The sequence below is a fragment of the Amycolatopsis sp. NBC_01307 genome (genome assembly GCF_035975215.1).
Classification (GTDB): Bacteria; Actinomycetota; Actinomycetes; order Mycobacteriales; family Pseudonocardiaceae; genus Amycolatopsis.
The window spans coordinates 8,128,336-8,152,602 of record NZ_CP108403.1; the positions used below are offsets into that span (position 1 = coordinate 8,128,336).

25 protein-coding genes are annotated in these 24,267 nt (G+C 70.1%); 10 read left to right on the forward strand and 15 right to left on the reverse strand.

Annotation, left to right across the window (positions count from 1 at the left end):
- Positions 1-78 precede the first annotated feature (78 nt).
- Positions 79-1,467, forward strand: a complete 1,389-nt coding sequence (locus OG439_RS35705) for a glutamate decarboxylase (protein WP_326945016.1) — start codon at positions 79-81, stop codon at positions 1,465-1,467.
- A 49-nt stretch (positions 1,468-1,516) separates the two neighbouring features.
- Here OG439_RS35705 and OG439_RS35710 read toward each other — a convergent pair whose 3' ends face one another.
- From OG439_RS35710 to OG439_RS35720, 3 genes are all read right to left on the reverse strand, one after another.
- On the reverse strand, positions 1,517-1,993 hold the full coding sequence (locus OG439_RS35710; protein WP_326945017.1) for a Dps family protein: 477 nt from the start codon (positions 1,991-1,993) through the stop codon (positions 1,517-1,519).
- A gap of 31 nt (positions 1,994-2,024) precedes the next feature.
- Positions 2,025-2,447, reverse strand: a complete 423-nt coding sequence (locus OG439_RS35715; RefSeq protein ID WP_326945018.1) for an organic hydroperoxide resistance protein — start codon at positions 2,445-2,447, stop codon at positions 2,025-2,027.
- Positions 2,448-2,582: 135 nt separating this feature from the next.
- Positions 2,583-3,155, reverse strand: a complete 573-nt coding sequence (locus OG439_RS35720) for an NADPH-dependent FMN reductase (protein WP_247058908.1) — start codon at positions 3,153-3,155, stop codon at positions 2,583-2,585.
- A gap of 137 nt (positions 3,156-3,292) precedes the next feature.
- Here OG439_RS35720 and OG439_RS35725 point away from each other — a divergent pair, with 137 nt between their 5' ends.
- The gene (locus OG439_RS35725; protein WP_326945019.1) at positions 3,293-4,345 is read left to right on the forward strand and encodes an alpha/beta hydrolase; all 1,053 of its coding nucleotides are present in this window, start codon (positions 3,293-3,295) and stop codon (positions 4,343-4,345) included.
- A gap of 115 nt (positions 4,346-4,460) precedes the next feature.
- Here OG439_RS35725 and OG439_RS35730 read toward each other — a convergent pair whose 3' ends face one another.
- The 3 genes from OG439_RS35730 to OG439_RS35740 form a co-directional block, all read right to left on the reverse strand.
- Positions 4,461-4,991, reverse strand: coding sequence for a hypothetical protein (locus OG439_RS35730; protein WP_247058910.1), 531 nt, complete (start codon positions 4,989-4,991; stop codon positions 4,461-4,463).
- Between the two features lie 398 nt (positions 4,992-5,389).
- Entirely contained in the window at positions 5,390-5,986 is a 597-nt protein-coding gene (locus tag OG439_RS35735; RefSeq protein ID WP_247058911.1) for an acyl-CoA-like ligand-binding transcription factor, read from the reverse strand.
- A complete protein-coding gene (locus OG439_RS35740; RefSeq protein WP_326945021.1) occupies positions 5,967-7,493 on the reverse strand; it encodes an MFS transporter in 1,527 nt (508 codons plus the stop codon). The genes OG439_RS35735 and OG439_RS35740 overlap by 20 nt, the downstream gene beginning before the upstream one ends.
- A 175-nt stretch (positions 7,494-7,668) precedes the next feature.
- Between OG439_RS35740 and OG439_RS35745 the strand changes: the two genes are divergently transcribed.
- Positions 7,669-8,811 (forward strand): MFS transporter, encoded by a 1,143-nt coding sequence (locus tag OG439_RS35745; protein ID WP_326951700.1) that lies wholly within the window; start codon positions 7,669-7,671, stop codon positions 8,809-8,811.
- 53 nt (positions 8,812-8,864) lie between these two features.
- Here OG439_RS35745 and OG439_RS35750 read toward each other — a convergent pair whose 3' ends face one another.
- From OG439_RS35750 to OG439_RS35765, 4 genes are all read right to left on the reverse strand, one after another.
- Positions 8,865-9,245: a hypothetical protein gene (locus tag OG439_RS35750; RefSeq protein WP_326945022.1), complete on the reverse strand. Its 381-nt coding sequence runs from the start codon at positions 9,243-9,245 to the stop codon at positions 8,865-8,867.
- A gap of 17 nt (positions 9,246-9,262) precedes the next feature.
- Entirely contained in the window at positions 9,263-10,453 is a 1,191-nt protein-coding gene (locus OG439_RS35755; protein ID WP_326945023.1) for an RtcB family protein, read from the reverse strand.
- Between the two features lie 107 nt (positions 10,454-10,560).
- Positions 10,561-11,598 (reverse strand): aspartate-semialdehyde dehydrogenase, encoded by a 1,038-nt coding sequence (locus OG439_RS35760; protein WP_326945024.1) that lies wholly within the window; start codon positions 11,596-11,598, stop codon positions 10,561-10,563.
- A complete protein-coding gene (locus OG439_RS35765) occupies positions 11,598-12,863 on the reverse strand; it encodes an aspartate kinase (RefSeq protein WP_326945025.1) in 1,266 nt (421 codons plus the stop codon). Before OG439_RS35765 ends, OG439_RS35760 begins: the two co-directional genes overlap by 1 nt.
- A gap of 282 nt (positions 12,864-13,145) precedes the next feature.
- On the opposite strand from OG439_RS35765, the gene OG439_RS35770 reads away from it, so the two are divergent.
- Both OG439_RS35770 and OG439_RS35775 read left to right on the forward strand, forming a co-directional pair.
- Positions 13,146-13,736 carry a nitroreductase family protein gene (locus tag OG439_RS35770; RefSeq protein ID WP_326945026.1) on the forward strand — a complete coding sequence of 197 codons (591 nt, stop codon included), beginning with the start codon at positions 13,146-13,148 and terminating at the stop codon, positions 13,734-13,736.
- Positions 13,737-13,859: 123 nt separating this feature from the next.
- On the forward strand, positions 13,860-15,035 hold the full coding sequence (locus tag OG439_RS35775) for a Fic family protein (RefSeq protein ID WP_326945027.1): 1,176 nt from the start codon (positions 13,860-13,862) through the stop codon (positions 15,033-15,035).
- A gap of 6 nt (positions 15,036-15,041) precedes the next feature.
- On the opposite strand, the gene OG439_RS35780 is transcribed toward OG439_RS35775, so the two are convergent.
- Entirely contained in the window at positions 15,042-15,422 is a 381-nt protein-coding gene (locus tag OG439_RS35780) for a hypothetical protein (RefSeq protein ID WP_326945028.1), read from the reverse strand.
- A gap of 240 nt (positions 15,423-15,662) precedes the next feature.
- On the opposite strand from OG439_RS35780, the gene leuA reads away from it, so the two are divergent.
- Together leuA and OG439_RS35790 are read left to right on the forward strand one after the other, a co-directional pair.
- The gene (gene leuA / locus OG439_RS35785) at positions 15,663-17,426 is read left to right on the forward strand and encodes a 2-isopropylmalate synthase (protein ID WP_326945029.1); all 1,764 of its coding nucleotides are present in this window, start codon (positions 15,663-15,665) and stop codon (positions 17,424-17,426) included.
- Between the two features lie 57 nt (positions 17,427-17,483).
- Positions 17,484-18,458, forward strand: a complete 975-nt coding sequence (locus OG439_RS35790) for a helix-turn-helix transcriptional regulator (protein ID WP_326945030.1) — start codon at positions 17,484-17,486, stop codon at positions 18,456-18,458.
- A gap of 318 nt (positions 18,459-18,776) precedes the next feature.
- Here OG439_RS35790 and OG439_RS35795 read toward each other — a convergent pair whose 3' ends face one another.
- Positions 18,777-19,703 (reverse strand): SDR family oxidoreductase, encoded by a 927-nt coding sequence (locus OG439_RS35795; protein WP_326945031.1) that lies wholly within the window; start codon positions 19,701-19,703, stop codon positions 18,777-18,779.
- 129 nt (positions 19,704-19,832) lie between these two features.
- Here OG439_RS35795 and OG439_RS35800 point away from each other — a divergent pair, with 129 nt between their 5' ends.
- Complete coding sequence (locus OG439_RS35800) at positions 19,833-20,384, forward strand: DedA family protein (protein WP_326945032.1); 552 nt, start codon at positions 19,833-19,835, stop codon at positions 20,382-20,384.
- Here OG439_RS35800 and OG439_RS35805 read toward each other — a convergent pair.
- Positions 20,371-21,015, reverse strand: a complete 645-nt coding sequence (locus OG439_RS35805; RefSeq protein ID WP_326945033.1) for a peroxiredoxin-like family protein — start codon at positions 21,013-21,015, stop codon at positions 20,371-20,373. The two genes, OG439_RS35800 and OG439_RS35805, sit on opposite strands and share 14 nt — an antisense overlap.
- A gap of 58 nt (positions 21,016-21,073) precedes the next feature.
- Between OG439_RS35805 and OG439_RS35810 the strand changes: the two genes are divergently transcribed.
- Complete coding sequence (locus OG439_RS35810; protein WP_326945034.1) at positions 21,074-21,682, forward strand: TetR/AcrR family transcriptional regulator; 609 nt, start codon at positions 21,074-21,076, stop codon at positions 21,680-21,682.
- Positions 21,683-21,714: 32 nt separating this feature from the next.
- Here OG439_RS35810 and OG439_RS35815 read toward each other — a convergent pair whose 3' ends face one another.
- Positions 21,715-22,623 carry a LysR family transcriptional regulator gene (locus OG439_RS35815; RefSeq protein WP_326945035.1) on the reverse strand — a complete coding sequence of 303 codons (909 nt, stop codon included), beginning with the start codon at positions 22,621-22,623 and terminating at the stop codon, positions 21,715-21,717.
- Between the two features lie 86 nt (positions 22,624-22,709).
- Between OG439_RS35815 and OG439_RS35820 the strand changes: the two genes are divergently transcribed.
- A complete protein-coding gene (locus tag OG439_RS35820; RefSeq protein WP_326945036.1) occupies positions 22,710-23,618 on the forward strand; it encodes an EamA family transporter in 909 nt (302 codons plus the stop codon).
- On the opposite strand, the gene OG439_RS35825 is transcribed toward OG439_RS35820, so the two are convergent.
- Positions 23,615-24,265: a DedA family protein gene (locus OG439_RS35825; RefSeq protein ID WP_326945037.1), complete on the reverse strand. Its 651-nt coding sequence runs from the start codon at positions 24,263-24,265 to the stop codon at positions 23,615-23,617. The two genes, OG439_RS35820 and OG439_RS35825, sit on opposite strands and share 4 nt — an antisense overlap.
- Positions 24,266-24,267: the final 2 nt, after the last annotated feature.

The window sequence follows — 24,267 nt, forward strand, 5'->3', positions numbered from 1 at the left end:
GTCGGTTGCGGTCTCTTTCGGACCGGGACCGACCGTTCGCGCACGCGGCTGCCGGCGGATGGCGCTACCGTCGGTTTCATGGTTCTGCACCAGGGAAAAACCGACCGCCCGGACCGCGTCGGCGGCACGAATCCGATGTACGCCGGAGCGAACCCGGCGCTCGCGGCGGGCTTCGTCATGCCGCACGACAAGCTGCTCGACGCGCCCGTGCCACCGGACACGGCGCTGCAGCTCGTGCGCGACGAGCTGATGCTCGACGGCAACGCGCGGCTGAACCTCGCCACGTTCGTCACGACGTGGATGGAGCCGCAAGCGCGTGAGCTGATGGCCGAGTGCGTCGACAAGAACATGATCGACAAGGACGAGTACCCGCAGACCGCCGAGCTGGAGCGGCGCTGCGTGAACATCCTCGCCGACCTGTGGCACGCGCCCGACCTCACCGACATCATGGGCTGCTCGACGACCGGGTCGTCCGAGGCCTGCATGCTCGCCGGGATGGCGTTGAAGCGGCGCTGGTCCAAGCTGGGCCGCACCGGGAAGCCGAACCTGGTGATGGGCGTGAACGTACAGGTGTGCTGGGAGAAGTTCTGCGAGTACTGGGAGGTCGAGCCGCGGCTGGTGCCGATGGAGGGCGACCGGTACCACCTCTCCGCCGAGGAGGCGGTGGCGCGCTGCGACGAGAACACGATCGGCGTGGTGGCGATCCTCGGCTCGACGTTCGACGGCAGCTACGAGCCGGTGGCGGAGATCTCGGCGGCGCTCGACGCGCTGCAGGAGCGCGCGGGCTGGGACATCCCGGTCCACGTCGACGGCGCGTCGGGCGCGATGATCGCGCCGTTCCTCGACCCCGAGCTGGAGTGGGACTTCCGGCTGCCGCGGGTCGCGTCGATCAACACGTCCGGCCACAAGTACGGGCTGGTGTACCCGGGTGTGGGCTGGGTGATCTGGCGGAACAAGGAGGCGCTGCCGTCGGAGCTGGTGTTCAACGTCAACTACCTCGGCGGCGACATGCCGACGTTCGCGCTGAACTTCTCCCGCCCGGGCGCGGAGGTCGCGGCCCAGTACTACACGTTCGTGCGACTCGGCCGCGAGGGATTCCGCGCGGTGCAACAGGCCTCACGTGATGTGGCGACGCACTTGTCGGCCGGCGTCGCCGACCTGGGCCCGTTCGAGCTGCTGACCCACGGCGACCAGCTACCGGTGTTCGCGGTCACCACCCGCCCAGGCGTGAACTTCGACGTCTTCGACGTGTCCCGCAGGCTGCGCGAGCGCGGCTGGCTGGTACCGGCGTACACGTTCCCGGCCGACCGCGCGGACCTGGCGGTGCTCCGGATCGTGGTCCGCAACGGCTTCACGCACGACCTGGCGGACCTGCTGCTGGCCGACCTGGCCCGGGTGGTCCCGGAACTGGAGAAGGAAGGAGGCCGCCCCAAGGACCCGGCCAAGGCGACGGCGTTCCACCACTGAGCGCGCGAACGGCCGGCTCCCGGAGGAACCGGCCGTTCGCGAGACGGGGTCAGGCCTGCTGGGCCTGCCACATCCAGTGCGCCTCTTCGAGGGCGCGGGTAATCTCGATCAGCAGGTCCTGCGTCACGAGGTCGCTCTTGTCGGTCTCGTCGATGCGCTTGCGCAGCCGCTCGATGAGGGCCGAAAGGATGTCGACGATCGCGCCGACCGTCGACTCGACCGACTGCCAGTTGTCCGGGTAGTCGGGCACGCCGGAGCTCTCGACGACGGTCTTCGCCTTGCCGTTCGGCGAGACGCCGATGGCGTTCGCCCGCTCGGCGACCTGGTCGACGTACTCGCGCGCGGTGGTCACGAGCTCGTCGAGCTGCAGGTGCGCGCTGCGGAAGTTCGCACCGACGACGTTCCAGTGCGCCTGCTTGGCGATGAGGGAGAGGTCGACCAGGTCCACCAGCGTCGCCTGGAGGGCGTTGCCGGTGATCTCCTTGTCGGCCTCGGCCAGCGGGCTCTTGATCGGGGACTTGGCCATGCTTGATCCTTTCCTGGAATCCGGAGCGGGATCAGACGGTCGCGGAGAGCGCGACCTCGATGTTCCCGCGGGTGGCGTTGGAGTAGGGGCAGACCTGGTGGGCCTGCTCGACCAGCTGGTCGGCCTGGGCCTGCTCGACACCCGGCAGCGACACCTTCAGCGCGACGCCGAGACCGAACCCGGCGTCCTGCTTGAGCACGCTGACCTCGGCCGTGACGGTCGTGTCGTGCAGCGGCACCTTGGCCTGACGCGCGACCAGCTGCAGCGCGCTGTGGAAGCACGCCGAGTAGCCGGCGGCGAAGAGCTGTTCGGGGTTCGTCTTGTCCCCGCCCGGGCCACCCATCTCCTTCGGGATGGCCAACGACTCGTCGATGACGCCGTCGGACGAGGTGACCTCGCCGTTGCGGCCGTCTCCGCGTGCCGTCGCCACCGCGGTGTAGATCGCCTGACCCATGCTTCGCCTGCCTTCTTTCGGGAACGCTCCGCGTCGAGCGTCTCACTGGGTACAACATCCCGCACCCGCGGAACAGTGCCCCTACATGGCAGGCATCACGTGCTTCGGTTACCCGGCACCGGCCGGGCGAAACGCTCAGGAGTGGCGCGACACCGCGAACTCGGCGACCTGACGGCCGATCAGCCGCAGCGTGCGGGTGCTCTTCTCGTCGGACGCGCCGCCGCCGTCGTCGAACTTGGTCTCGGCCGAGTTGATCGAACCGCCCAGCGGGGTGGCCCAGCCGCGCAGCGCGTGCGTGATCGTGCGCAGCTGCTCGAGCGTGGTGACCGCGGCCTGCCAGCCGTACGCGACAGCGGCGAGGCCGACGGCGCGGCCGTCGAGGTAGGGGCGGGCGTCGTCGCGGAGGTCCTCGACGTAGTCCAAGGCGTTCTTGACCAGGCCGGACAGCGCGCCGTGGTAGCCCGGCGAGACGACGATCAGCCCGTCGGCGTGGCGGACGGCGTCGACGAGCTGCATCGCGCGTTCGTCGCGCGCCGGCTCGCCCGCGTCGTAGAAGGGCAGCACCAGGTCCGGGCCGGAGAGCAGCCGCGTCCGGACGCCGACTTCCGCCGCGGCGGCGAGCGCGATCTGCAGCGCGCGTTCGGACTGCGAGCCCTCGCGCAGAGAGCCGCCGATCCCGAGCACATTGACCGTCTTGGCTGAAGTCACGCTTTCCAGGCTAACCCCTCCACTTAAGTGGAGGACCAGACTTTGGGACGGAGGTCCAGGTCACAGCCGGTGTCCCACTGGACCAGCTACCTACTGACAAGTAACGTCTGGGCGGCACCGATGCACAGGAGGCAACGATGGCGATCCCGCTCCCGGTCCGCGTCCAGGCCGCCGCGTCCCAGCTCGTGTTCTGGCTACCCGAGCCGGTCCGGCGGGCGGTGGCCGGGCGCCCGGTGCGCCTCGACGGCCAGGACCTCGCCCTCGACGCCCAGCTGCTGCTGCGGCTGCAGAAGCTCTCCGGCGCGGAGCTGGTCCAGGGCTCGGTCGACAGCTCCCGTGCCCTGCTCGACGTCGGCCGGCACCTGGTGAGCGGCAAGTCGATCGAGCCCGTCTCGGTGCGCGAACTCTCCGTGCCGACCCCGGACGGCGATCTCCCGGCGACGCTCTACACGCCGGTCGGGCTGCCGGAGAAGTCGCCGCTGCTGGTGTTCTTCCACGGCGGCGGCTGGGTGATCGGCACCCGCGCCAGCCACGACAACGCCGTCCGCTTCCTGGCCAAGCACGCCGGGGTGCGGGTGCTGTCGATCGAGTACCGGCTGGCCCCGGAGTTCCCGTTCCCGGCGGCCGCAGACGACGCGCTGGCCGCGTTCGACTTCGCGCACGCCAAGGCGGGCGATCTCGGCGCCGACCCGGCCCGCATCGCGGTCGGCGGCGACAGCGCGGGCGGCAACCTCGCCGCGGTGACGGCCCAGCAGGCCGTCAAGCGCGGCGGCCCGGCGCCGGCGTTCCAGCTGCTGATCTACCCGGCCACCGACTTCGCGCAGCGCTACCGCTCGCAGGACCTGTTCGCCGAGAACCTGTTCCTCACCGACGTGCACATGAAGTGGTTCGAGGGCCACTACGTGCCGAAGGGCAGCGACCTGACCGACCCGCGCCTCTCCCCGCTGCGCGCGGACGACCTGAGCGGCCTCCCGCCGGCCCTGGTCGTGACCGCGGGCTTCGACCCGCTGCGCGACGAAGGCGAGGCGTACGCGAAGAAACTCGCCGATGCCGGGGTCGAGGTGGCGTTGCGCCGGCACGAGGACCTGATCCACGGGTTCATCAACTTCACCGGCGTGGGCACGAGGTTCCGCGAAGCCCTCGCCGAGACGGCGGGAGCGTTACGCCAGGGTCTGTCCATTCGCGACTGACGCGGGACCCGGATCCGTCCACTGAGGACTGATCGGCGCCCCGGGAAACGACCCGGAGCCCGGCGCGGAGAAATGTCCGCCGCCGGGCTCCGGGTCCCCCTGTTCCTCCGATGGCTCAGCCCGCGGGCAGTGGCGGTACCGGCAGCGGCAACGGCGGCACCGGGAGCCCGCCGAGCAGGCCGCCGAGAATGCCCGTTACCGCGCCCAGCAGCGCCTTCACCAGGTCACTGACGATCTTCAGCGGTCCCGGCAGGTCCGGCAGCGAAGGGATCGGCAGCGGCAACGGCGGCAGCTGGCGCGCCTTGGCCGTCGGGTCGGTCAGCAGCCGGACGGACTCGTCCGCGCGGCCCTTGGCCAGCCCGGCGAGCTGCTGGGTGTCGGTCTGGATCGTGTAGCGCTTCCCGGCGGCGATGTCCGACATCACCGGGCTCATCTGCCCCAGGTCGGACCGGGTCGCGCCGACGTTGCCCGCGTAAGCCACCTTGGTCAGGTCGTCACGCATCTGCAGCACCTGCGCGGCGAGGGCCTGGGTGCTGGAGGAACCCTTGCCCCCGTCCGGGCTCGCCGAAGCGATACCCGCCGTCGCGACCGCCAGCAGACTGCCGGCGGCTACCAGGGCGATGGACCGCCCGAACTTGCCTTTCATACCTTTTACCTCCTGGCCTCGGGAGACCTGACGGGTTAAAGCGATACCCGCCGTATCGGAGATAAGCCACCCTCTCACCGGTTGGTGACGTTTTCCTACCCTTACGTGCCGGATGCGGAAACGGTGAACTCGCCCGCAATTGATTAACGCCGAAACCTTGCCAATACCCCTGAAGATCATCCGAGACGATCCCGTTCGCCACCGCGGGTCGCGGCCGTCCACTATGGAACAGTTCGGCCACTCATCCGGGTGTAACTGGTGATCAATTGGCTTCATCACTCCGTGGGACCGCGTGTCGCAACTGCTCCAGAAGGGCGGCCCGCGCGTTCGCACCGCCACCCACAAGGTGCGCCGAAAAACGGCGTTCCCCGTGGTCGGAGCACGAACCGGAAAACGCTTCAGAGCGGGAGGCCCGCCTCCAGGTGCGCGAAGGCCTCGTCGAGCGAGTTCAGGAGCAGGTCCGGGTCACCGCCGGCGGTGTAGAACGCCGCGAGCACGACGCCGACCACGGCGCCCGCCCAGTTGCGCACCTCGAAGTCGGTCGCGGACCGGCCGGCGCGGCGGGCCGCGAGGTCGGCGAGCAGGTCGATGCCGGCGCCGTACTGCTCCAGCATCGGGGCACGCAGCTCCGGCTCGTTGAACACCAGCAGCTGCCGCTCGCGCTCGTCCTGCCAGGCGTCCTCCGGCAGCGCCTCGTAGACGTCGCGCAACGTCGCCCGCAGCGCGCCGATCAAGCTCAGCTCGGGCGGCTGGGCCAGCGCGGCCTCGACCATCATCGGGTCGAGGGCGTCGTAGAGGACCGTCGCCTCCTTCGTCGGGAAGTACCGGAAGAAGGTGCTCGGCGAGATCTCCGCCGCGGCCGCGATCTGGTCGACCGTCGTGGCCGTGTAGCCCTGTTCCCGGAACAGCCGCAACGCGTGCCGCTGGATCGCGGCCCGCGTCTTGGCCTTCTTGCGCTCTCGCAACCCCGTGGGCTCAGCCGGCGACGACGTCATGCTCCGATTCTCGCGGCTCGGTCCTGGCGGCCGCGCGGCCGGGCAGGAAGAGCACCGCCAGCAGCGCACCGGCCACGCCGAGCCCGGCGCAGACCCACAGCGTCGCGGCCATGCCGTCGGCGAACGCCGCCCGCGCGGAATCGGCCAGCGCGGGCAGGTGCAGCTTCGCCGCGACGGCGACCGCGGCGGACGCGCTCCCGCGGGCCGCGTCGGCCACCGGCGCGGGCAGCCCCTCGACGGCGACGCCGTCGCGGTAGACGCCGTTGAGGACCGTACCGAGCACCGCGACGCCGATGGTGCCGCCGACCTGCCGCAGCACCTGGATCAACGCCGAACCCGCGCCCGAGCGGCCCTCGGTCAGCGCGCCCATCGCCATCGACATCAGCGGCGGCAGGGTGCACCCCGTGCCGAGGCCTATGACGATCTCCCAGCCGATCGTCAGGCCGTACCCGGCCGCGGCCGGCGCCGTCGCACCCCAGCCCAGACCCGCCGCCAGCAGCACGAACCCGCCGGTGACGACCACGCGGACGCCGGACGCGGCGACCAGCCGCTCGGCGATCTTCGCCGAGACCAGCATCCCGCCGATCAGCGGCAGCAGCCGCACCCCGGTCTGCAGCGCGTCGGCGCCCTGCACCGCCTGGAACAGCTGCGGCAGCACGAACAGCAGGCCCATCAACGCGAACGACGCGACGGTCGCGAGCACCGCGCCCCAGACGAACCGCGGCTCCCGGAACAGCGCGAGGTCGGCGAGCGGCGCGGCCACCCGCGTCTGCTCCCGGACGAACACCGCGAGCAGGACGGCGCCGAGCCCGAGCAGCCCGTACGTCACCGGGTCGGCCCAGCCGTGCTCGCCCGCGTGGACGAAGCCGTAGGTGAGCGCGACGAGCCCGGCCGCCGACAGCGCGATGCCCGGGTAGTCGATCCCGCCACGGCCGGAGCCGCGGGTGAGCGGCACCAGCAGCAGCACCGCGACCAGGCCGACAACCGTCAGCGGGACGTTGATCAGGAACACCGAACCCCAGGCGAAGTGGTCGAGCAGCCAGCCGCCGAGCAGCGGGCCGAGCGGGATGCCGGCGAACGTCGCCAGCACCCACGTCGTCAGCGCCCGCGCCCGCTCCTCCGGCGGGAAGAGGATGTTCAGCAGTGAGAGCGACAGCGGGATCAGGAACGCGGCGCCCACGCCGAGCAGGACCCGGGCGGCGATCAGCTCGCCGGGCGAACCCGCGTAGGCACACCACAGCGACGCCAGCCCGAACACCGCGAGCGCACCGAGCAGCAGCTTCTTCGGCCCGAACCGGTCGCCGAGCAGGCCCGCCGGCAGCAGCAGCGCGGCCAGCGCCAGCGTGTAGGCGTTGCCGAACCACTGCAGCTGCGTGGTCGTGGCACCGAGGTCGACGGCCAGCGTCGGCACGGCGACGTTCAGCACGGTCAGGTCCAGGCCGACGGTCAGCAGGCTCACCGCGAGCGCCCCGAGCGCCCACCACCTGCGTGGGTACAGCTGATTCATAGTGCCCCCCATTTGGTAGTGACTACCAAATGAGAGTAGCTGTCATGTTGTCCGGGCGCCAGGTCCGAGAAATAAGTTGCACGCGCGTACCACCTTGGGTTCTCATCGAGGCGTGCCTCTGCAGCCCTACCGCCGGGTGCTCTCCGTCCCCCGCGTCCCCTCGACGATGGCCATGATGTTCCTGGCCCGGCTGCCGATGACCATGAACGGCGTCCTGCTGACGCTGTACGTCGTCACCGGGCTCGGCCGCGGCTACGGCGCCGCCGGGCTGGTCGGCGCCGGCGTCACGCTCGGGATGGCCCTCGGGGCGCCGTTGCTCGGCCGCGCCTTCGACAAGTACGGGCTGCGCCCGATCGTCGCCGTCTGCGGCACCGGCACCACGGCGTTCTGGATCCTCGCGCCGCACCTGCCGTTCGAAGCGCTCGCCGCGGTCGCCGTCCCGGCCGGGATGCTCTCGGTGCCCGCGGGCTCGCTGGCCCGCCAGGTGCTGGCCACGCTCGTCCCGGTCGAGGAGCGCCGGGCGGCGTACTCGCTCGACACCATCTCGATCGAGGCGACGTTCATGATCGGCCCCGCGGCCGGGATCGCGGCGATCACCGCGTTCTCACCGACGTGGACGCTCAGCGCGCTCGGCGTGCTCTTCGGCGGCACGGCGTTCCTGATCTGGCTGGTGAACCCGCCGATCCGCGACGCCGCCGACCTGGGGGTGGCCACAGCCCGGCCGCCGCTGCGCAGCTGGCTGACCGGCAGGCTGGTGGGCACGCTGATGGTCGCCGCGGGCGCGTTGTTCGTGCTCGTCGGCACCGAGCTGGCGACACTCGCGACCCTGCGCGCGCACGGCGACATCGGCGTGACCGGGCTGGTGATCGCGGTGATGTGCGCCGCGTCGATCACCGGCGGCATCGTGCACGGCTCGGTGAAGCGGTCGCTGCCCCAGGGCGTGCTGATGCTGCTGCTCGCGCTGCTGGTGGTGCCGGTGGGGCTCGCCGAACAGCCGTGGTGGCTGCTGACGCTCGTGCTGATCCCGACGAACCTGCTCTGCGCGCCGACGCTGGCCGCGACCACCGAGACGGTCAGCCGGCTCGCGCCGCCGCGGGTGCGCGGCGAGGCGATGGGGCTGATGGACGGCTTCACCCGGCTCGGCCTCGCGGCGGGCAGCCCGGTGGTCGGCTTCGCGATCGACCACTCGAGCCCGGCCTGGGGCTTCGCCGCGGCCGGCATCGGCGGGCTGGTGATCGCGTCGGCGGGCCTGGTCGGCCTACGCCGGCCCCGCAGGCCCACCCCGGCGCCGGTGGCCGCGCTCGCGGAGTCCTGCTGAGGCCGTCGTGAGTGGTAATGCGGGTTCTAACCCGCATTACCACTCACGACCGGTCAGCTGCAGGCGGTGCGCAGCGCGTCGAGCTTGCCGACGTTGCGCTTGGCCCACCGGGCCACGACGCCGGCGTCCTCGATGTGTTCCTTCTGCACCTCGACGTAGGAGTCGGCCATGCCGAGGAGCGCGTTCTTGACGTCCTGGTCGCCGACGTTCCCGGCCAGCGCGCGCAGCCGCTGCGCCTTGTCCGCGGCCCGCTCCTTGAGCCGCTGCGGGTCGACGAGCGGATTCAGGTCCGCCAGCCCGAGCGCCTCGGCGCAGGCGCCGACCTTGTCCGCGGTCTTGCTGCCCTGGTCGACCGCGTCGCTGACCTGATCGCACCCGCTCAGCAGCAGTGCGGCCCCGGCCAGCAACGCGGCCGTCCTCCCCCAACTGGTCATATCACCCAAGGTACCGCTCAGCCCTTGACGCAGACCACCTGCTTGAGGTGGGCGACGACCTCGACCAGGTCGGTCTGGGCCCTGATGACCGAGTCGATGTCCTTGTACGCCGCCGGGATCTCGTCGACGACGCCCGAGTCCTTGCGGCATTCGACGCCCGCCGTCTGCGCCGCCAGGTCGTCCGCGGTGTAGAGCTTCTTCGCCTTGGTCCGCGACATCCGGCGGCCGGCGCCGTGCGACGCCGACTGGAACGACGACTCGTTGCCGAGCCCGCGGACGATGTACGAACCGGTCCCCATGCTGCCCGGGATGATCCCCAGGTCACCCGAGCCGGCGCGGATCGCGCCCTTGCGGGTGACGAGCAGCTCGACGCCGTCGTAGGTCTCTTCGGCGACGTAGTTGTGGTGGCACGAGATCGCGTCGTCGAAGGTCGTGCCCGGCACGACGTCCGCCAGCGCCAGCTTCACGAGCGCGACCATCGTGGCGCGGTTGCGCGCCGCGTAGTCCTGCGCCCAGAACAGGTCGCGCCGGTAGGCCTGCATCTCCGGGGTGCCCGCGACGAACACCGCGAGGTCCCGGTCGGGCAGGTCGGCGTTGTGCGGCAGCTTGCGCGCGACGGCCATGTGCCGCTCCGCGAGCTCCTTGCCGATGTTGCGCGAACCCGAGTGCAGCATCAGCCAGACGCGGCCTTCTTCGGCGCCATCCTGCTCGAGGCAGACCTCGATGAAGTGGTTCCCGCCGCCGAGGCTCCCGATCTGCCGCGCGGCCCGGTCGTGCAGCTCCTGGACGCCGGTGTGCAGCTCGCCGAAGCCCTTCCAGAACGCGTCCCAGCCACCGACACCGTGCACCTTCGCCGGGTTCACGGGCGTCTTGTGCAGCCCGAACCCGACCGGCACGGTGTTCTCGATGCGCCGGCGCAGCTTCCCGAGGTCGTCGGGCAGGTCGGCCGCGGTCAGCGACGTCCGCACCGCGCTCATCCCGCACCCGATGTCCACGCCGACCGCGGCGGGCGAAACGGCGTCGCGCATGGCGATGACACTGCCGACGGTCGCCCCCTTGCCGTAGTGCACATCGGGCATCACGGCGACCCCGTGCACCCACGGCAGGTTCGCGACGTTGTGCAGCTGCCGCATGGCCTGCTCTTCGACGGACGCGGGATCAGCCCACATCCGAATCGGCACGCGGGCACCGTCGACAGCCGTGTACATGATTTCCTCCCCTGGAAATGGTTTCGCGGTGCCCAGGATCTCCCGGGCACCGCGAAACCACCAAGCGAGTTTTCAGTGAACACAGTCAGTTGTCGTCCACTGTGGACCTACTGCTGCGCGATCAGCTCCGCGATCTGCACCGCGTTCAGCGCCGCGCCCTTGCGCAGGTTGTCGTTCGCGATGAACAACGCGAGCCCGCGGCCGCCCCCGACGCCCTGGTCGACGCGGATGCGGCCGACGTAGCTCGGGTCGTTGCCCGCCGCCTGCAGCGGGGTCGGGATGTCGGACAGCTCGACGCCCGGCGCGTGGGCCAGCAGCTGCGTCGCGCGCTCGACCGTCAGCGGCTGCGCGAACTCCGCGTTGACCGAGATCGAGTGCCCCGAGAACACCGGGACCCGCACGCAGGTGCAGGACACGCCCAGCCCCGGGATGCTCAGGATCTTGCGGCTCTCGTTGCGGAACTTCTTCTCCTCGTCCGTCTCGAGCTCACCGTCGTCCACAATGGACCCAGCCATCGGCAGGACGTTGAACGCGATCGGGCGGACGTACTTGTTCGGCGCGGGGAAGGCGATCGCCGCGCCGTCGTGCGTCAGCAGCGCCGCGTGCTCCGCTCCCGCGCGAACCTGACCGGCCAGCTCGTCGACGCCGGCCAGCCCGCTGCCGGACACCGCCTGGTAGGTCGACGCGACCAGCCGGACCAGGCCGGCCTCGTCGTGCAGCGGCTTGAGCACCGGCATCGCGGCCATGGTCGTGCAGTTGGGGTTCGCGATGATCCCCTTCCGCGCTTCCTTGATGGCCTCGGGGTTGACCTCGCTGACGACCAGCGGCACGTCCGGGTCCATCCGGAACGCCGACGAGTTGTCGATCACCGTGACGCCGGCGTCGGCGAACCGCGGCGCCTGCGCCTTCGACGTCGAGCCACCCGCGGAGAACAGCGCGATGTCCAATCCGGACGGGTCCGCCGTGGACGCGTCTTCGATCGTGATTTCGCTGTCGCGCCACGGGAGTTTCGACCCCGCCGAGCGCGCCGAAGCGAAGTACCGGAGCTCGGCGATCGGGAACTCCCGCTCCGCCAGCAGCTTGCGCATCACCGCGCCGACCTGGCCGGTCGCGCCGACCACCCCGACCCGCAGCCCGTCCGCCATCAGCGACCACTCCCCGCGTAGACCACGGCTTCTTCGTCGCCACCGAGCTCGAACGCGGCGTGGATCGCGCGCACGGCGTCGTCGAGCTGGGCGTCCCGGATCAGCACCGAGATGCGGATCTCCGAGGTGTTGATGATCTCGATGTTGACGCCGGAGGAGGCCAGCGCCTCGCAGAACGTCGCCGTGACACCCGGGTGCGACCGCATCCCGGCGCCGACCAGCGAGACCTTGCCGACGTGGTCGTCGTAGAGCACGGACTCGAAGCCGATCTCGGCCTTGACCTTCTCCAGCTCCTTGACGGCCTTGGCGCCGTTGGCCTTCGACAGCGTGAAGGTGATGTCGGTGCGGCCGGAGACGGTGCTCGACACGTTCTGCAGCACCATGTCGATGTCGATCTCGGCGTCGGCGATCACGCGGAAGATCCGGGCCGCCGCACCGGCGTGGTCCGGTACCCCGGTGACCGTGATCTTGGCTTCGGAGCGGTCGTGCGCGACACCGGTGATCAGCGCTTGTTCCACGGGGATCTCCTCGATAGAACCGGTCACCGTGGTGCCCGGCTTGTCACTGTAGGAAGAACGGACTCGGATCGGGACGCCGTAGCGGCGCGCGTACTCGACCGACCGCAGGTGCAGGATCTTCGACCCGCTGGCGGCCAGCTCCAGCATCTCCTCGTAGGGGATGACGTCGAGCTTCTTCGCGTCCGGCACGATGCGCGGGTCCGCCGAGTACACACCGTCCACATCGGAGTAGATCTCGCAGACGTCGGCGTTCAGCGCGGCGGCCAGCGCGACGGCGGTGGTGTCCGAACCGCCGCGGCCCAGCGTGGTGATGTCCTTGGTGTCCTGCGCGACGCCCTGGAACCCCGCCACCAGCGCGACGTAGCCCTGCTCGAGGGCCTCGGTGACCCGGCTCGGGGTGACGTCGATGATGCGCGCGTTGCCGTGCACGGACGTCGTGACGACGCCGGCCTGCGAACCGGTGAACGACCACGCCTCGGCCCCCTGCGCCGCGATGGCCATGGCGACCAGCGAGTTCGAGATGCGCTCACCCGCGGTGAGCAGCATGTCCATCTCCCGCTCCGGCGGCGCCGGGTTGACCTGCTGCGCCAGGTCGAGCAGCTCGTCGGTGGTGTCACCCATCGCCGAGCAGACCACGACGACGTCGTTGCCGGCCTTCTTGGTGGCGACGATCCGTTCCGCGACGCGCTTGATCCGGTCGGCACTTTCCAGCGACGATCCGCCGTACTTCTGGACCACGAGGGCCACGCCCGAACCTCCTCGACGGGCCGGGTCTGCTCCCTGGTGGGCACCGGAGAGCCCCCGCGTCCCATAGTTGAGAAGGAGCCTACCGGGGGTTCAGCGGCCTGCCACACCATCGAGTGGCGCCGGCCACCGGTCCGGGGCGGCGCGGAAGTAAATCTTCCGTAACACCAAGGAAATGCGCGGAGCCCTTCCTTCCGAGTGATGCAGCGCACTCCTCGGTACCTCCATCCATGCCCCGCCACCACCCTCAGCGGAGGCGCTTCGCGCCGCTGTAGCTTTTCGATCGTGCGCAAACCAGCTGTGACGAGCGTCCCGATCGCCTCCCTGATGGCCGAGCGCTGGAGCCCGCGGGCCTACGACGCGTCTGCCGTCGTCACCCCGGACCAGCTGCGGGCCCTCCTGGAGGCGGCCCGCTGGGCACCGTCGTTCGGCAACACCCAGCCGGCGCGGTACCTGGTGGGCGTCCGCGGCACGCCGGCGTTCGACGCGATCCTGGCGACGCTCAACTCGGGCAACCAGGCGTGGGCCCGGCGGGCGAGCCTGCTGCTGATCGGCGTCATGGTGACGACGAACGCGAAGGGCGAAGTCCCCTACACGGAGTACGGGCTGGGGCTGGCTTCGGAGAACCTGGTGCTGCAGGCGGTGGAGCTGGGACTGATCGCCCACCAGATGGCGGGCTTCTCGGCGGAGGCGGTCCAGTCGACGTTCTCACTGCCCGCGGACGCGGTCCCGAAGGTGGCGATCGCGGTCGGTTCGCCGGCGCACCCGGACGTCCTGGAGGAGGACTGGCGGATCGAGCGCGAGCGGGCGGACCGGGTCCGGATCCCGCTGGAGGAGTTCGCGTTCACCGAAAAGTGGGGCAACCCGGCGCTCTAGGCGCCACTCTGGCAAGCACCAGATTTCAAGACTTGAGCCCGAACCTTGAAGTTCGAGGCCGAGACTGTAAGAACCCTTAGATGTCGCCGCCAGAACGAAAGCTTCATGCGCTAAGCTTTAAAAGTGCAGGTAGAGACGTTCAGCAAGTCACCCGTCGGCCGGCTGGAGCCGATCAGCGGCGTGGACGGCCGGACCAAACAGGCCTACAACCACTTCGCCTTCGTACCCGCTCCGCTCCCGACTGTAGTCGAGCTGTCGCCCGGCACCTACAAGTTCATCAGCGAGGCCGATCGCGCGCTGGGCGTACTGGACGCCCTGACCGACCGGCTACCCAACCCCGACCTTCTGGTGCGACCGTCACTGACCCGGGAAGCCGTCAGCACCTCGGCGCTCGAAGGAACCTTCGCCCCCTACGCCGATGTGCTGGAAGCTCAGTACACCGAAAGTCACCAGCCGACGGCAGAGGTGCAGGAGGTGCAGAACTACGTCCAAGCGGCTTTCGCCGGACTCGACCTCATCAAGAAGCTGCCGATCTGTCTGCAAGTGGTGTCGAGGCTTCAACAGATACTGGTGACGGGAACACGCGGCGACACCTACGACGCCGGCCGGCTCCGAGAGCGACTCGTCTGCATCGGAGACCGCGGCAGAGGAATCGAACAGTCCAGGTTCGTCCCGCCACCCAATGGCGACGTGCTGCGCGACGGCGTGAGCGACTGGGAGAAGTGTATAAACGCCGATCAGGAGATGCCGGTACTGGTGAAAGTGGCACTTGGCCACTACCAGTTCGAAACACTGCATCCGTTCAGCGACGGAAACGGCCGGATCGGCCGGCTGATCATCACCTTGCAGCTCATCGAAGAGCACGTGCTGAAGCACCCCGTGCTGAACCTGTCCCCCTGGCTGGAACCCCGGCGTGACGACTACATCGACCACCTGCTCACAGTGAGCAGGACGGGGAACTTCGACCCGTGGGTTCGATTCTTCGCCGAAGCCGTGAAAGCACGCGCTCTGGCGGCCACGGAAACCATCCGGAGCCTGATGGCGTTCTCCCAGGAAGTCATCGAAACGATGAAGGACGCAGGCGCGCGCGGCAGCGTCCACGACCTGGCGGTGAACATCATCGGATACCCGATGATGACCATTCCGAAGGTGCAGGCCGACCTCGGCGTGTCCTATCCGACCGCCGCCAGCGCGATCAGGAAGCTGGAGGAAGCCGGTTTCCTCCGCGAGGTCACCGGGGGGAACTACGGGCGCCGGTACATCTGCGACCGGGTGTACGACGAACTCGCCGAGAGCTAGGCCGGCTCAGGAACCGCCGCCCACCCGGCGGATCACCTTCGCCAGGATTCCCGAGACCACGAGCCAGAAGATCGCCGCGATGCCGAAGTTCACCAGGACCCGCAGCTTGGCGTCGGTGGGTGTGAACAGGTCGCTGAAGCCCAGCGCCAAGCCGTCCGCCCAGGAGTGGACGAACGAGACGATGCCGTTGTCCGGGTTGGCCGAGCCGACCGTGAAGATCACGTGGATCACCAGGATCGCGGCGAAGACCAAGCCCACCCAGCGCACGATCGACGCCACCGCGTTGGCCACCTTGCCCCCGGCGCGGCGCCAGTCGACCGGTGCCCGGCGGGCGACGCGCGTCTCCGTGTCCTCCGAAGACGCCGACGACTCTGCGTGTTCAGCCATGCCCGCAGTTTCGCACGGCACTGGGCCGATTGCTACCCGCTGGTAACTCGGATGGCGGATGAGAAGTAACGGTTGGATCGCGACCTCACTTCCCCCCGGCCTCGCTCGATGGTTATGGTGGGTACGTGGCGCGTGCTCTCCTGCTTCGCTGCCGCGACGGGGCCTGACCGGACCGGCTCCCCGTCGCGGGGCTTCGTGGTGCCGGTCGTCCGCACCCGTTTTTTCAGGAGAACCCTTTCCATGAGTTCGCGCATCCGCAAACCCTCTCGCACCGCGCCCGCTGATCAGCCCGCCTGGAACACCCAGCGCGGCACGTCCATGCCGGTGCACCGCTACCGCCCCTGGTACGACCTGATCGAGAACATCGACGTCCCCGACCGCACCTGGCCGGACAAGCGCATCGACCGCGCGCCGCTGTGGTGCGCCGTCGACCTGCGGGACGGCAACCAGGCCCTGATCGACCCGATGTCGCCCGCGCGCAAGCGCAAGTTCTTCGACCTGCTCGTACGCATGGGCTACAAGGAGATCGAGGTCGGCTTCCCGGCCGCGTCGCAGACCGACTTCGACTTCGTCCGCGAGATCATCGAAGAGGGCGCCATCCCGGACGACGTCAGCATCCAGGTGCTGACCCAGTGCCGCCACGAGCTGATCGAGCGGACGTTCCAGGCCCTCGAAGGCGCGCCGCGCGCGATCGTCCACATCTACAACTCGACGTCGATCCTGCAGCGCCGCGTGGTCTTCCGCGAGGAGCGCGAAGGCATCAAGAAGATCGCGACGCAGGCCGCGGAACTGGTCGTCGAGCTGGCCGCGAAGCAGCCGGACACCGACTTCCGCTTCCAGTACTCGCCGGAGTCCTACACCGGCACCGAGCTGTCGTACGCGCTCGAGGTCTGCAACGCCGTCACCGAGATCTGGCAGCCGACGCCGGAGAAGCCGGTGATCCTGAACCTGCCGGCGACCGTCGAGATGGCCACGCCGAACGTCTACGCCGACTCGATCGAGTGGATGAGCCGGAACCTGGCCCGTCGCGACTCGGTGATCCTGTCGCTGCACCCGCACAACGACCGCGGCACCGGCATCGCCGCCGCCGAGCTGGGCTTCCAGGCCGGCGCGGACCGGATCGAGGGCTGCCTGTTCGGCAACGGCGAGCGCACCGGCAACGTCGACCTGGTCGCGCTGGGCATGAACCTCTACAGCCAGGGCATCGACCCGCAGATCGACTTCTCGGACATGGACGAGATCAAGCGGACGGTCGAGTACTGCAACCAGCTGCCGGTGCCCGAGCGCTCGCCGTGGGGCGGCGACCTGGTGTTCACCGCGTTTTCGGGCTCGCACCAGGACGCGATCAACAAGGGTCTCGACGCGCTGAAGGACGCCGCCGGCAAGCAGGGCGTGCCGGTCGACGAGTACCCGTGGGAGGTCCCGTACCTGCCGATCGACCCGAAGGACGTCGGCCGCACGTACGAGGCCGTGATCCGGGTGAACTCGCAGTCCGGCAAGGGCGGCGTCGCCTACATCATGAAGGCCGAGCACCAGCTCGACCTGCCGCGGCGCCTGCAGATCGAGTTCTCGAAGGTCATCCAGCGCTACACCGACACCGAGGGCGGCGAGGTCGACCCGACCACGATGTACAACGCCTTCTCGGCCGAGTACCTGGAGCTGAAGACGCCGCTGGAGCTGGTGCGCCAGCACGTCCGCGACAACGGTGACGGCGAGTACGACATCACCGCGACGGTGCGCGTGGAAGGCGACGAGCACGAGGTCACCGGCCGCGGCAACGGGCCGATCGCGGCGTTCTTCGACGCGCTCTCGACGGTGGGCTTCGACCTGCGCCTGCTGGACTACTCCGAGCACACGCTCTCGCCGGGCGACGACGCGCGCGCCGCGTCGTACATCGAGTGCGCGATCTCGGACCGGGTGTTCTGGGGCATCGGGATCGACCCGTCGATCGTCACGGCGTCGCTGCGCGCCGTCGTCTCGGCGGTGAACCGCGCCAACCGCTAGTCCTCCTTTCGTGAAGGCCGCCCCGGCCCGGGGCGGCCTTCACGGCATTCTGGGGACATGAAGGCCGAGCGTCTGGTGGCACTGCTGTTCACGCTGCAACGGCGGCGCAGCGCGACGGCGGCCGAGCTGGCCGCCGAGCTGGGCGTCTCCGAACGCACCATGCACCGCGACCTCACGGCGTTGCGCGACGCCGGCGTTCCACTGTGGACGGAGCCGGGCCGGCACGGCGGCTTCCGCCTGGTCGACGGCTGGCGCGCGGGCCTGGACGGCTTGACCGCGCGGGAAGCCGTCGCACTGTTCGCCCTGGGCGTGCCGGAGGCGCTGGCCGGGCTCGGCCTCGACACCGCGGGCAGCGCGGCGCGGGCCAAGGTGTCGGCGGGGATGCCGCCGGAGCTGCACGAGCAGGCCGCGCTCGTCGCAGGCCGCTTCCACCTGGACGCGCCGGGCTGGTTCGGCGCCGCGGACTCCTCACCCGAGCTGGCGACGGTGGCCCGCGCGGTCTGGGCGCAACGGCGGATCGCGATCAGCTACCGGCGCCGCGACAAGGTGGCCGATCGGGTGCTAGAACCGCTGGGTCTCGTGCTCAAGGCGGGCGTCTGGTACCTGGTCGCCGGCGTGCCGGACGACGACGCGCGCCGCACGTACCGCGTGTCCCGGATCTTGACGGCCGCAGAGCTGGAAGCGCGCTTCGAGCGGCCACCGGATTTCGACCTGGCGGGCTGGTGGCGCGCGGCATCGGCGACGTTCGAGCAGGTAGACCGCCCATTGCGGGTGACGGCCCGACTGAACCGAACGGCGGTACGCGGCTTGCGACGCGTGTTCGGCGCCGAAGACCTGGCCCACACGGTGATATCGCTGGGCGAGCCGACAGCCGACGGCTGGGCCGAAGCCGAACTGGCCCTGGAAAGCACCGAGATCGGCCTCGGCCAGCTGATCGCACTGAGCCCCGGCGTAGAAGTCGTGACGCCTCCGGAGATCCGGGCCGCGCTCGCGGCAATCGGCACCGAGGTCGCGACCCGCAACAGCGGGTAGTCCACAGGCCCCGGCGGTTGTGGACAACTGGCTGCCCCGACGGGCTTGCGGCCGGTTTCGTCGGGGGCCATCGATAGACTGGACAAGGGCACGCCCCCCTGAGGTGGGTGGGGGCTGCCATCGCGAGGACTGTGGCGGCAGGGGCTGCGAACAGCGGGAGCTGCGGTCAGCGAGGGCTGCGGGCGCCGCGGGAACTGCAGGTGGCGAGGACCGTAGGCGCCACGGTCAGCGGGCGCCGCGGCCAGCGGGCGCCGCGGCCAGCGCGAGCCCCGCCAGCAGGGCCTGCGACTGGCGGGACCACGCTCAGCCGGGTCGCGATCACCTGTAGCCCGTTGTATCCGCCTCCTTGCCCGCGTCGACCACCTCGACCATGTAGCGCCACGCGTCCGGGCGGCTGCCGTCGGTGTCGTCGACTTCGTACTCCCTTGCCAGCTGGCCGCTGCTCACCGTCTGCCCGGACCAGCGGTGCCGTTCCGGGTCCGTGGCCAGGGCCACCAGTGTGCGGCCACAGAAGGTCGGGGACTCCGAGATCGCGAAGTGCGGGGTCTTCTCCAGCGCGTCGCGCCAGTTCTCCTCCGTGACGCCGTAGATGTCCAGCATCGCCTCCGAGCGCAGGTAACCCGGTGTGAACGCGACCGCCGTGCACTCGTGCGCCGACAGCTCCGCCGCTTCACCCTTTGCCAGCAGGTGCGCCGACGCCTTCGCGACGTAGAACGGCAGCGACGTGCCCTCGCGGTAGTTCGCGTTGTACTCCGCCGTGCCGTCGGTCATTTCGACGACCAGGCCGCCCGGGCGGCGGATCAGCAGCGGCAGCAGGTGGTGGCCGGTGATCAGGTGCGCGTCGATGCCGAGGCGGATCATGCGCAGGCCGGCGTCCAGGTCGTGCTCCCAGACCGGCTTGCCCCAGCCCAGGTGCTGGTCGCCGCCCCAGATGCCGTCGACCAGGATGTCGAGGCCGCCGTGTGCGGCGTCGACCCGCTTCGCCAGCGCCGCGACCTCCGCCGGCTCCAGGTGGTCGACCCGGACGGCCTCGGCCTGGCCGCCCGCCTTTTCGATCAGCTCGACGGTCTCTTCGATGGTCTCCGGACGGTCCACTTCGGACTTCGTGGTGCCGCTGCTGCGGCCGGTCACGTAGACGAAGGCGCCCGCGCGGCCCAGCTCGACCGCGATCGCCCGGCTCGCGCCGCGGGTGCCGCCGGCGACCAGCGCGACCTTTCCGGACAGGGTGTTCGATTCGGTGCTCATGACCTCACGATCACCCCGAACCATGACAACTCCTGACATGGTTCACCCAATCTGTGGAAGAGCTGTCGGCTTCCTGTGAGTCCCCCTTGATCGGGATTCATCCGGGCCGCGCGGGCGGTTAATGGAGGTGTGGACGCGACTACGGCAGGACTGCTGGTGCTGTTCGTCGTCTCGCTGGTGCCGCTGCTGCCCACCGAGGTGACACTCCTCGGCATGGGCATCGCGGCGGCGCAGGGCGGGACGTCGCTGGCTCTGGTGATCGCCGTGGCCACGGCCGGATGCCTGGCCTCCGACCAGGCGCTCTACGCCCTCGGCCGGTTCGGTGGCCGGGCGGCGCTGGACCGGTTGAGCCGGCGGAAGAAGATCGCCGCCGGCATCGGCTGGCTCGACGGCCGCCTGCAGCGCCACCCGCGGCCGGTGCTGGTGGTGGCCCGCTGGCTGCCGTCGGGCGGGACGGTCGGCGCCCTCCTCGCCGGCTCCCTCCGGTGGCCCATGGCGGAGTTCTTCACCGCGTCGGCCGTCGGCGTCACGCTCTGGACGTCCTACGTCGCCTTCCTCGGCTACGCGGGCGGCCAGATCATCACCGAACCCGGGATCAGCATGCTGCTCTCCCTCGGCGTCGCCTTGGTCCTGGGTTCGGTGATCACCTACAGCGTGAAGCGCGGAGCTAGAGCGATTTGACGGCTTCGAGAATCGCCGCGGGCTCCGTGCGCGTGGTGTAGTCCGGGTGGACGTCGACGTACCGGATGGTGCGGTCCCGGTCGACCACGACGACCGCCGGGTACGCCAGCTCCCATTCGCCGGTGCCGTTGACCTGGCCCAGGTCCGTGCCGATCGAGCTCATCGCCGCCCGCACGGCGTCCGACACCCGGAACGTCAGTCCGAGCTGCCGCGAGACGACGTGTCCGACATCCGACAGCACCGCGAAGTCGAGTTCGTTCTTCTCCCGCGTGGTCAGTGAGCCGTCCGCGGTCTGCGGGCTGATCGCGGCCAGCGTCGCGCCGAGCTTCGCCAGCTCGGGGACGACTTCCTGCTGGTAGGTGCGCAGCGTCAGGTTGCAGAACGGGCACCACTCGCCGCGGTAGAACACGAGCACCGCGGGCCCGTCGGCGACGAGCTGCCCCAGGCTGACGGGTTCGCCGTTCGCGCCCGGCAGTGTGAAGTCCTCGATCGTGACCCCGGCTTCGGCGAACTTCGTCTCGTCGGCCGCGCGGGCCATGTCGGCCTCGAAGACCGTGAACACCTCCGGCGGCAACGCGCTCCGGCCGTAGTCCTTGACGCCGTCCAGCCCGCTCTTCAGATCGTTCCCCACTTGGGTCCCCGTTCGTTGTACTGATCGGTACAGTGGAGCTGACTGTACTGTTCGGTACATGGAGACGCAAGCAGCGGCCACGACCGCGCGTGGCCAGCGGACCCGCGACGCGATCGTCGACGCGGCTGCGGAGCTGATGTACGTCCACGGCGTCGCGGGTACGAGCGTCGACAAGGTGCTCGCCGCGAGCGGGGCCGGGAAATCGCAGATGTACCACTACTTCAAGAACAAGGATCAGCTGGTCGAGGCCGTGATCGACCGCTATCTGACGGAGATCCTCGGCAACCAGCCCGCGATCTTCACGCTGGCGTCGTGGGCGGATTTCGACACGTGGACCGAGCAGCTCCTCGACGTCCAGCGCCGCGCCGCGGCGCCGATCCCGTGCCCGCTCGGCAACCTCGCCGGCGAACTCGGCGACGACCCGAAGGTGCGGCCGCTGCTCGACCAGGCCTACCGGACCTGGGAGTCCCACCTGACGCGCGGCCTCGAACGGCTACGCGACCAGGGCGAACTCGCGGCCGGCGCCGACCCGGCGCGGCTGGCCCAGGCCGCGATGGCGTGTGTCCAGGGCGGCCTGCTGCTGGCCCACATCCGCGGCGACCTGACGGCCTTGGAGGACGCGCTGCACATCGCCGTCGCCCACCTCCGCGCCCACAGCACGTCGTGAGTGTTTAGGGCGGTTCTAACCGCCCTAAACACTCACGAGCCGGTGAGCTGGGCGACCTCCGCGCGCAGCTCTTCGATCACCTGGGCCACGGCCGGACGTTGCAGCGCGCCGGTGCGGCAAACCGCTTCCACCAGGCGAGCCGCGCGGATCCCGGCCAGCGGCCGGCCGATCAGGCCGCTGCCGCGGCGGGTGTCCATCGTGTACCGCGGCAGCAGCGCGATGCCGTGCCCGGCCGCGACCAGCCGCTCGGTGATCCGGAAGTCGTTGATCCGCTGCACCACCACCGGCCGGACGCCGGTGCGGACGGTCAGCGAGCGCAGCACGTCGTCCACCGGGAAGCCGAAGTCGACGCTGATCCAGCGTTCGTCGGCCAGCTCCGGCAGCTCGACGCGGCGCCGGTTCGCCAGCCGGTGCCCGGCCGGGAGCGCGACGTCGAGGGGTTCGCGCAGCAGCGGGACGACGTCGAGGCGGCCGGCGTCGAACTCCGGCGCGTGCTCGTCGCGGTGCGCCACGACGACGTCGTAGTCCGCGACCAGGCCCGGCACCTCCGGTGGCGTCATGTCGACGTCCCGGACGTCGATCTCCAGGCCCTCATATCCGGCGACGCGGGTCAGCAGGCCCGGCAGCAGCATCAGCCCGGCCGACTGGAAGATCGCGACGCGCACGCGGCCACGCGGCGCGCTGCGGTAGGTGTCCAGTTCGGACTCGGCGCGCTCCAGCGCGGCCAGCACCTCGTCGGCCCGGGCGACCAGCGCGCGGCCGGCGTCGGTCAGCCGCAGGCCGCGGCCCGCCGGCTCGGTGAGCGGCAGGCCGACTTCGCCCTGCAGCGCACGCAGTTGCTGCGACACCGCGGACGGCGTGCAGTGCAGCGCGCGAGCGGCCGCCGTCACGCTCCCGCGGTCGGCGAACTCCCGCAGCGTGCGCAGGCGACCCAGATCCACGGCGTCAGCGTACGTGAAGCATGGCTACACGATTCCTGCAGATATTCTCGCTGGTCCTTCACGGTCAGTCTTGTCAGAGTGGAGGCATGCCCACCCGTGACCGTCTGCTGGCCATGTTCGTCGCCGTCCTGTGGGGCCTCAACTTCCTGGCCATCCACGCCACGCTCGGGCAGTTCCCGCCGGTGTTCGCGGGCGCGCTGCGGTTCGCCGTGATCGCCGTGCCGACGATCCTGTTCGTGCCGTGGCCGAAGGTGAAGGTGCGGCACCTGCTCGGTTACGGGCTCGGCTTCGGCACCGGGCAGTTCGCGTTCCTGTTCATCGCGATGGACACCGGGATGCCGACCGGGCTGGCGTCGCTGGTGCTGCAGGCGTCGGCGCCGTTCACGGTGCTGCTCGGCGCCGTCTTCCTGCGGGAACGCGTCACCGCGCGGCAACTGGCCGGGATCCTGCTGGCCGTCGCGGGGATGACGGCGATCGCGTGGCAGCAGTCCGGGCACGCGGCGCTGCTGCCGATGGTGCTCACCGTGCTGGCCGCGCTGAGCTGGGCGTTCGGCAACCTGAGCACGCGGCGGGCCGAGCCGGACAACCCGCTGCACTTCACGCTGTGGATGTCCGTGGTCCCGCCGCTGCCGATGTTCGCGTTGTCGCTGGTCATGGAGGGTCCGGCGGCGCAGTGGCACGCGCTGACGACGCTGGGCACGCCGACCGGGCTGACCGCGCTCGGCGGGCTGGCCTACGTCGTGCTGTTCGGCACGATCGTCGGCTCCGGCATCTGGACGACGCTGATGCGCCGCAACCCGGCCGGCGTCGTCTCGCCGTTTTCGCTGCTGGTGCCGGTGGTCGGGCTGACGGCGTCGTTCCTGCTGCTGGGCGAGCGGCCGAGCGGCCTGGAGATCGCCGCCGCCGTGGTCGTGATCGGCGGCGTTCTCCTCGGCTCGCTCAAGTCCGCGCGCAAGCCCGATCCCGAGCTGCTGCCGGAGGAAGTGCCGGTCTAGGAGGCCGCTTCCTGCTTCTCCTGCGGCGTCTCTTCTTCACCCTCGTGCTTCTGGCCGAGACGCTTCTTCACCACGAAGAAGACGACGATGCCAATGACGATGGCGGCGATTAGGCCGTACTTGGAGAAGTCGCCGAGCCACTTCTTCGCCGCCTCCCCAGCGTAAAAGACCAGCGCGGTGGTGCCGCCCGCCCAGACGATGCCGCCGAGCGCGTTGGCGATCAGGAACTTCGGGTAGTGCATCCTCAGCGACCCAGCGAGCGGGCCGGCGAGGATCCGCAGGAACGCGATGAACCGGCCGAGGAACACGGCCCACATACCCCGTTTGTTGAAGATACGTTCCGCGTTGGCGATGTGCGTCGGCCCGAAATGCTTCGGGAATTTCCTGCCGGCCCAGGCGAACAGCCTTTGTCCCCCGGTCTTTCCGATGAGATAGCCGATGCTGTCGCCGATGATGGCGCCGGCGCTGGCCACGATCCCGACCCACAGCGGGTTCACGTTGGGGTGGCTGATGGAGATCACAGCGGCACTAACCAGCACGACCTCGCCGGGCAACGGGATGCCGAGGCTCTCGACCATGATCACCGCGCCGACGATCAGGTACACCGAGAGCGCCGGGATCGTCTCCAGCCAATGGTCGACGTTCACTG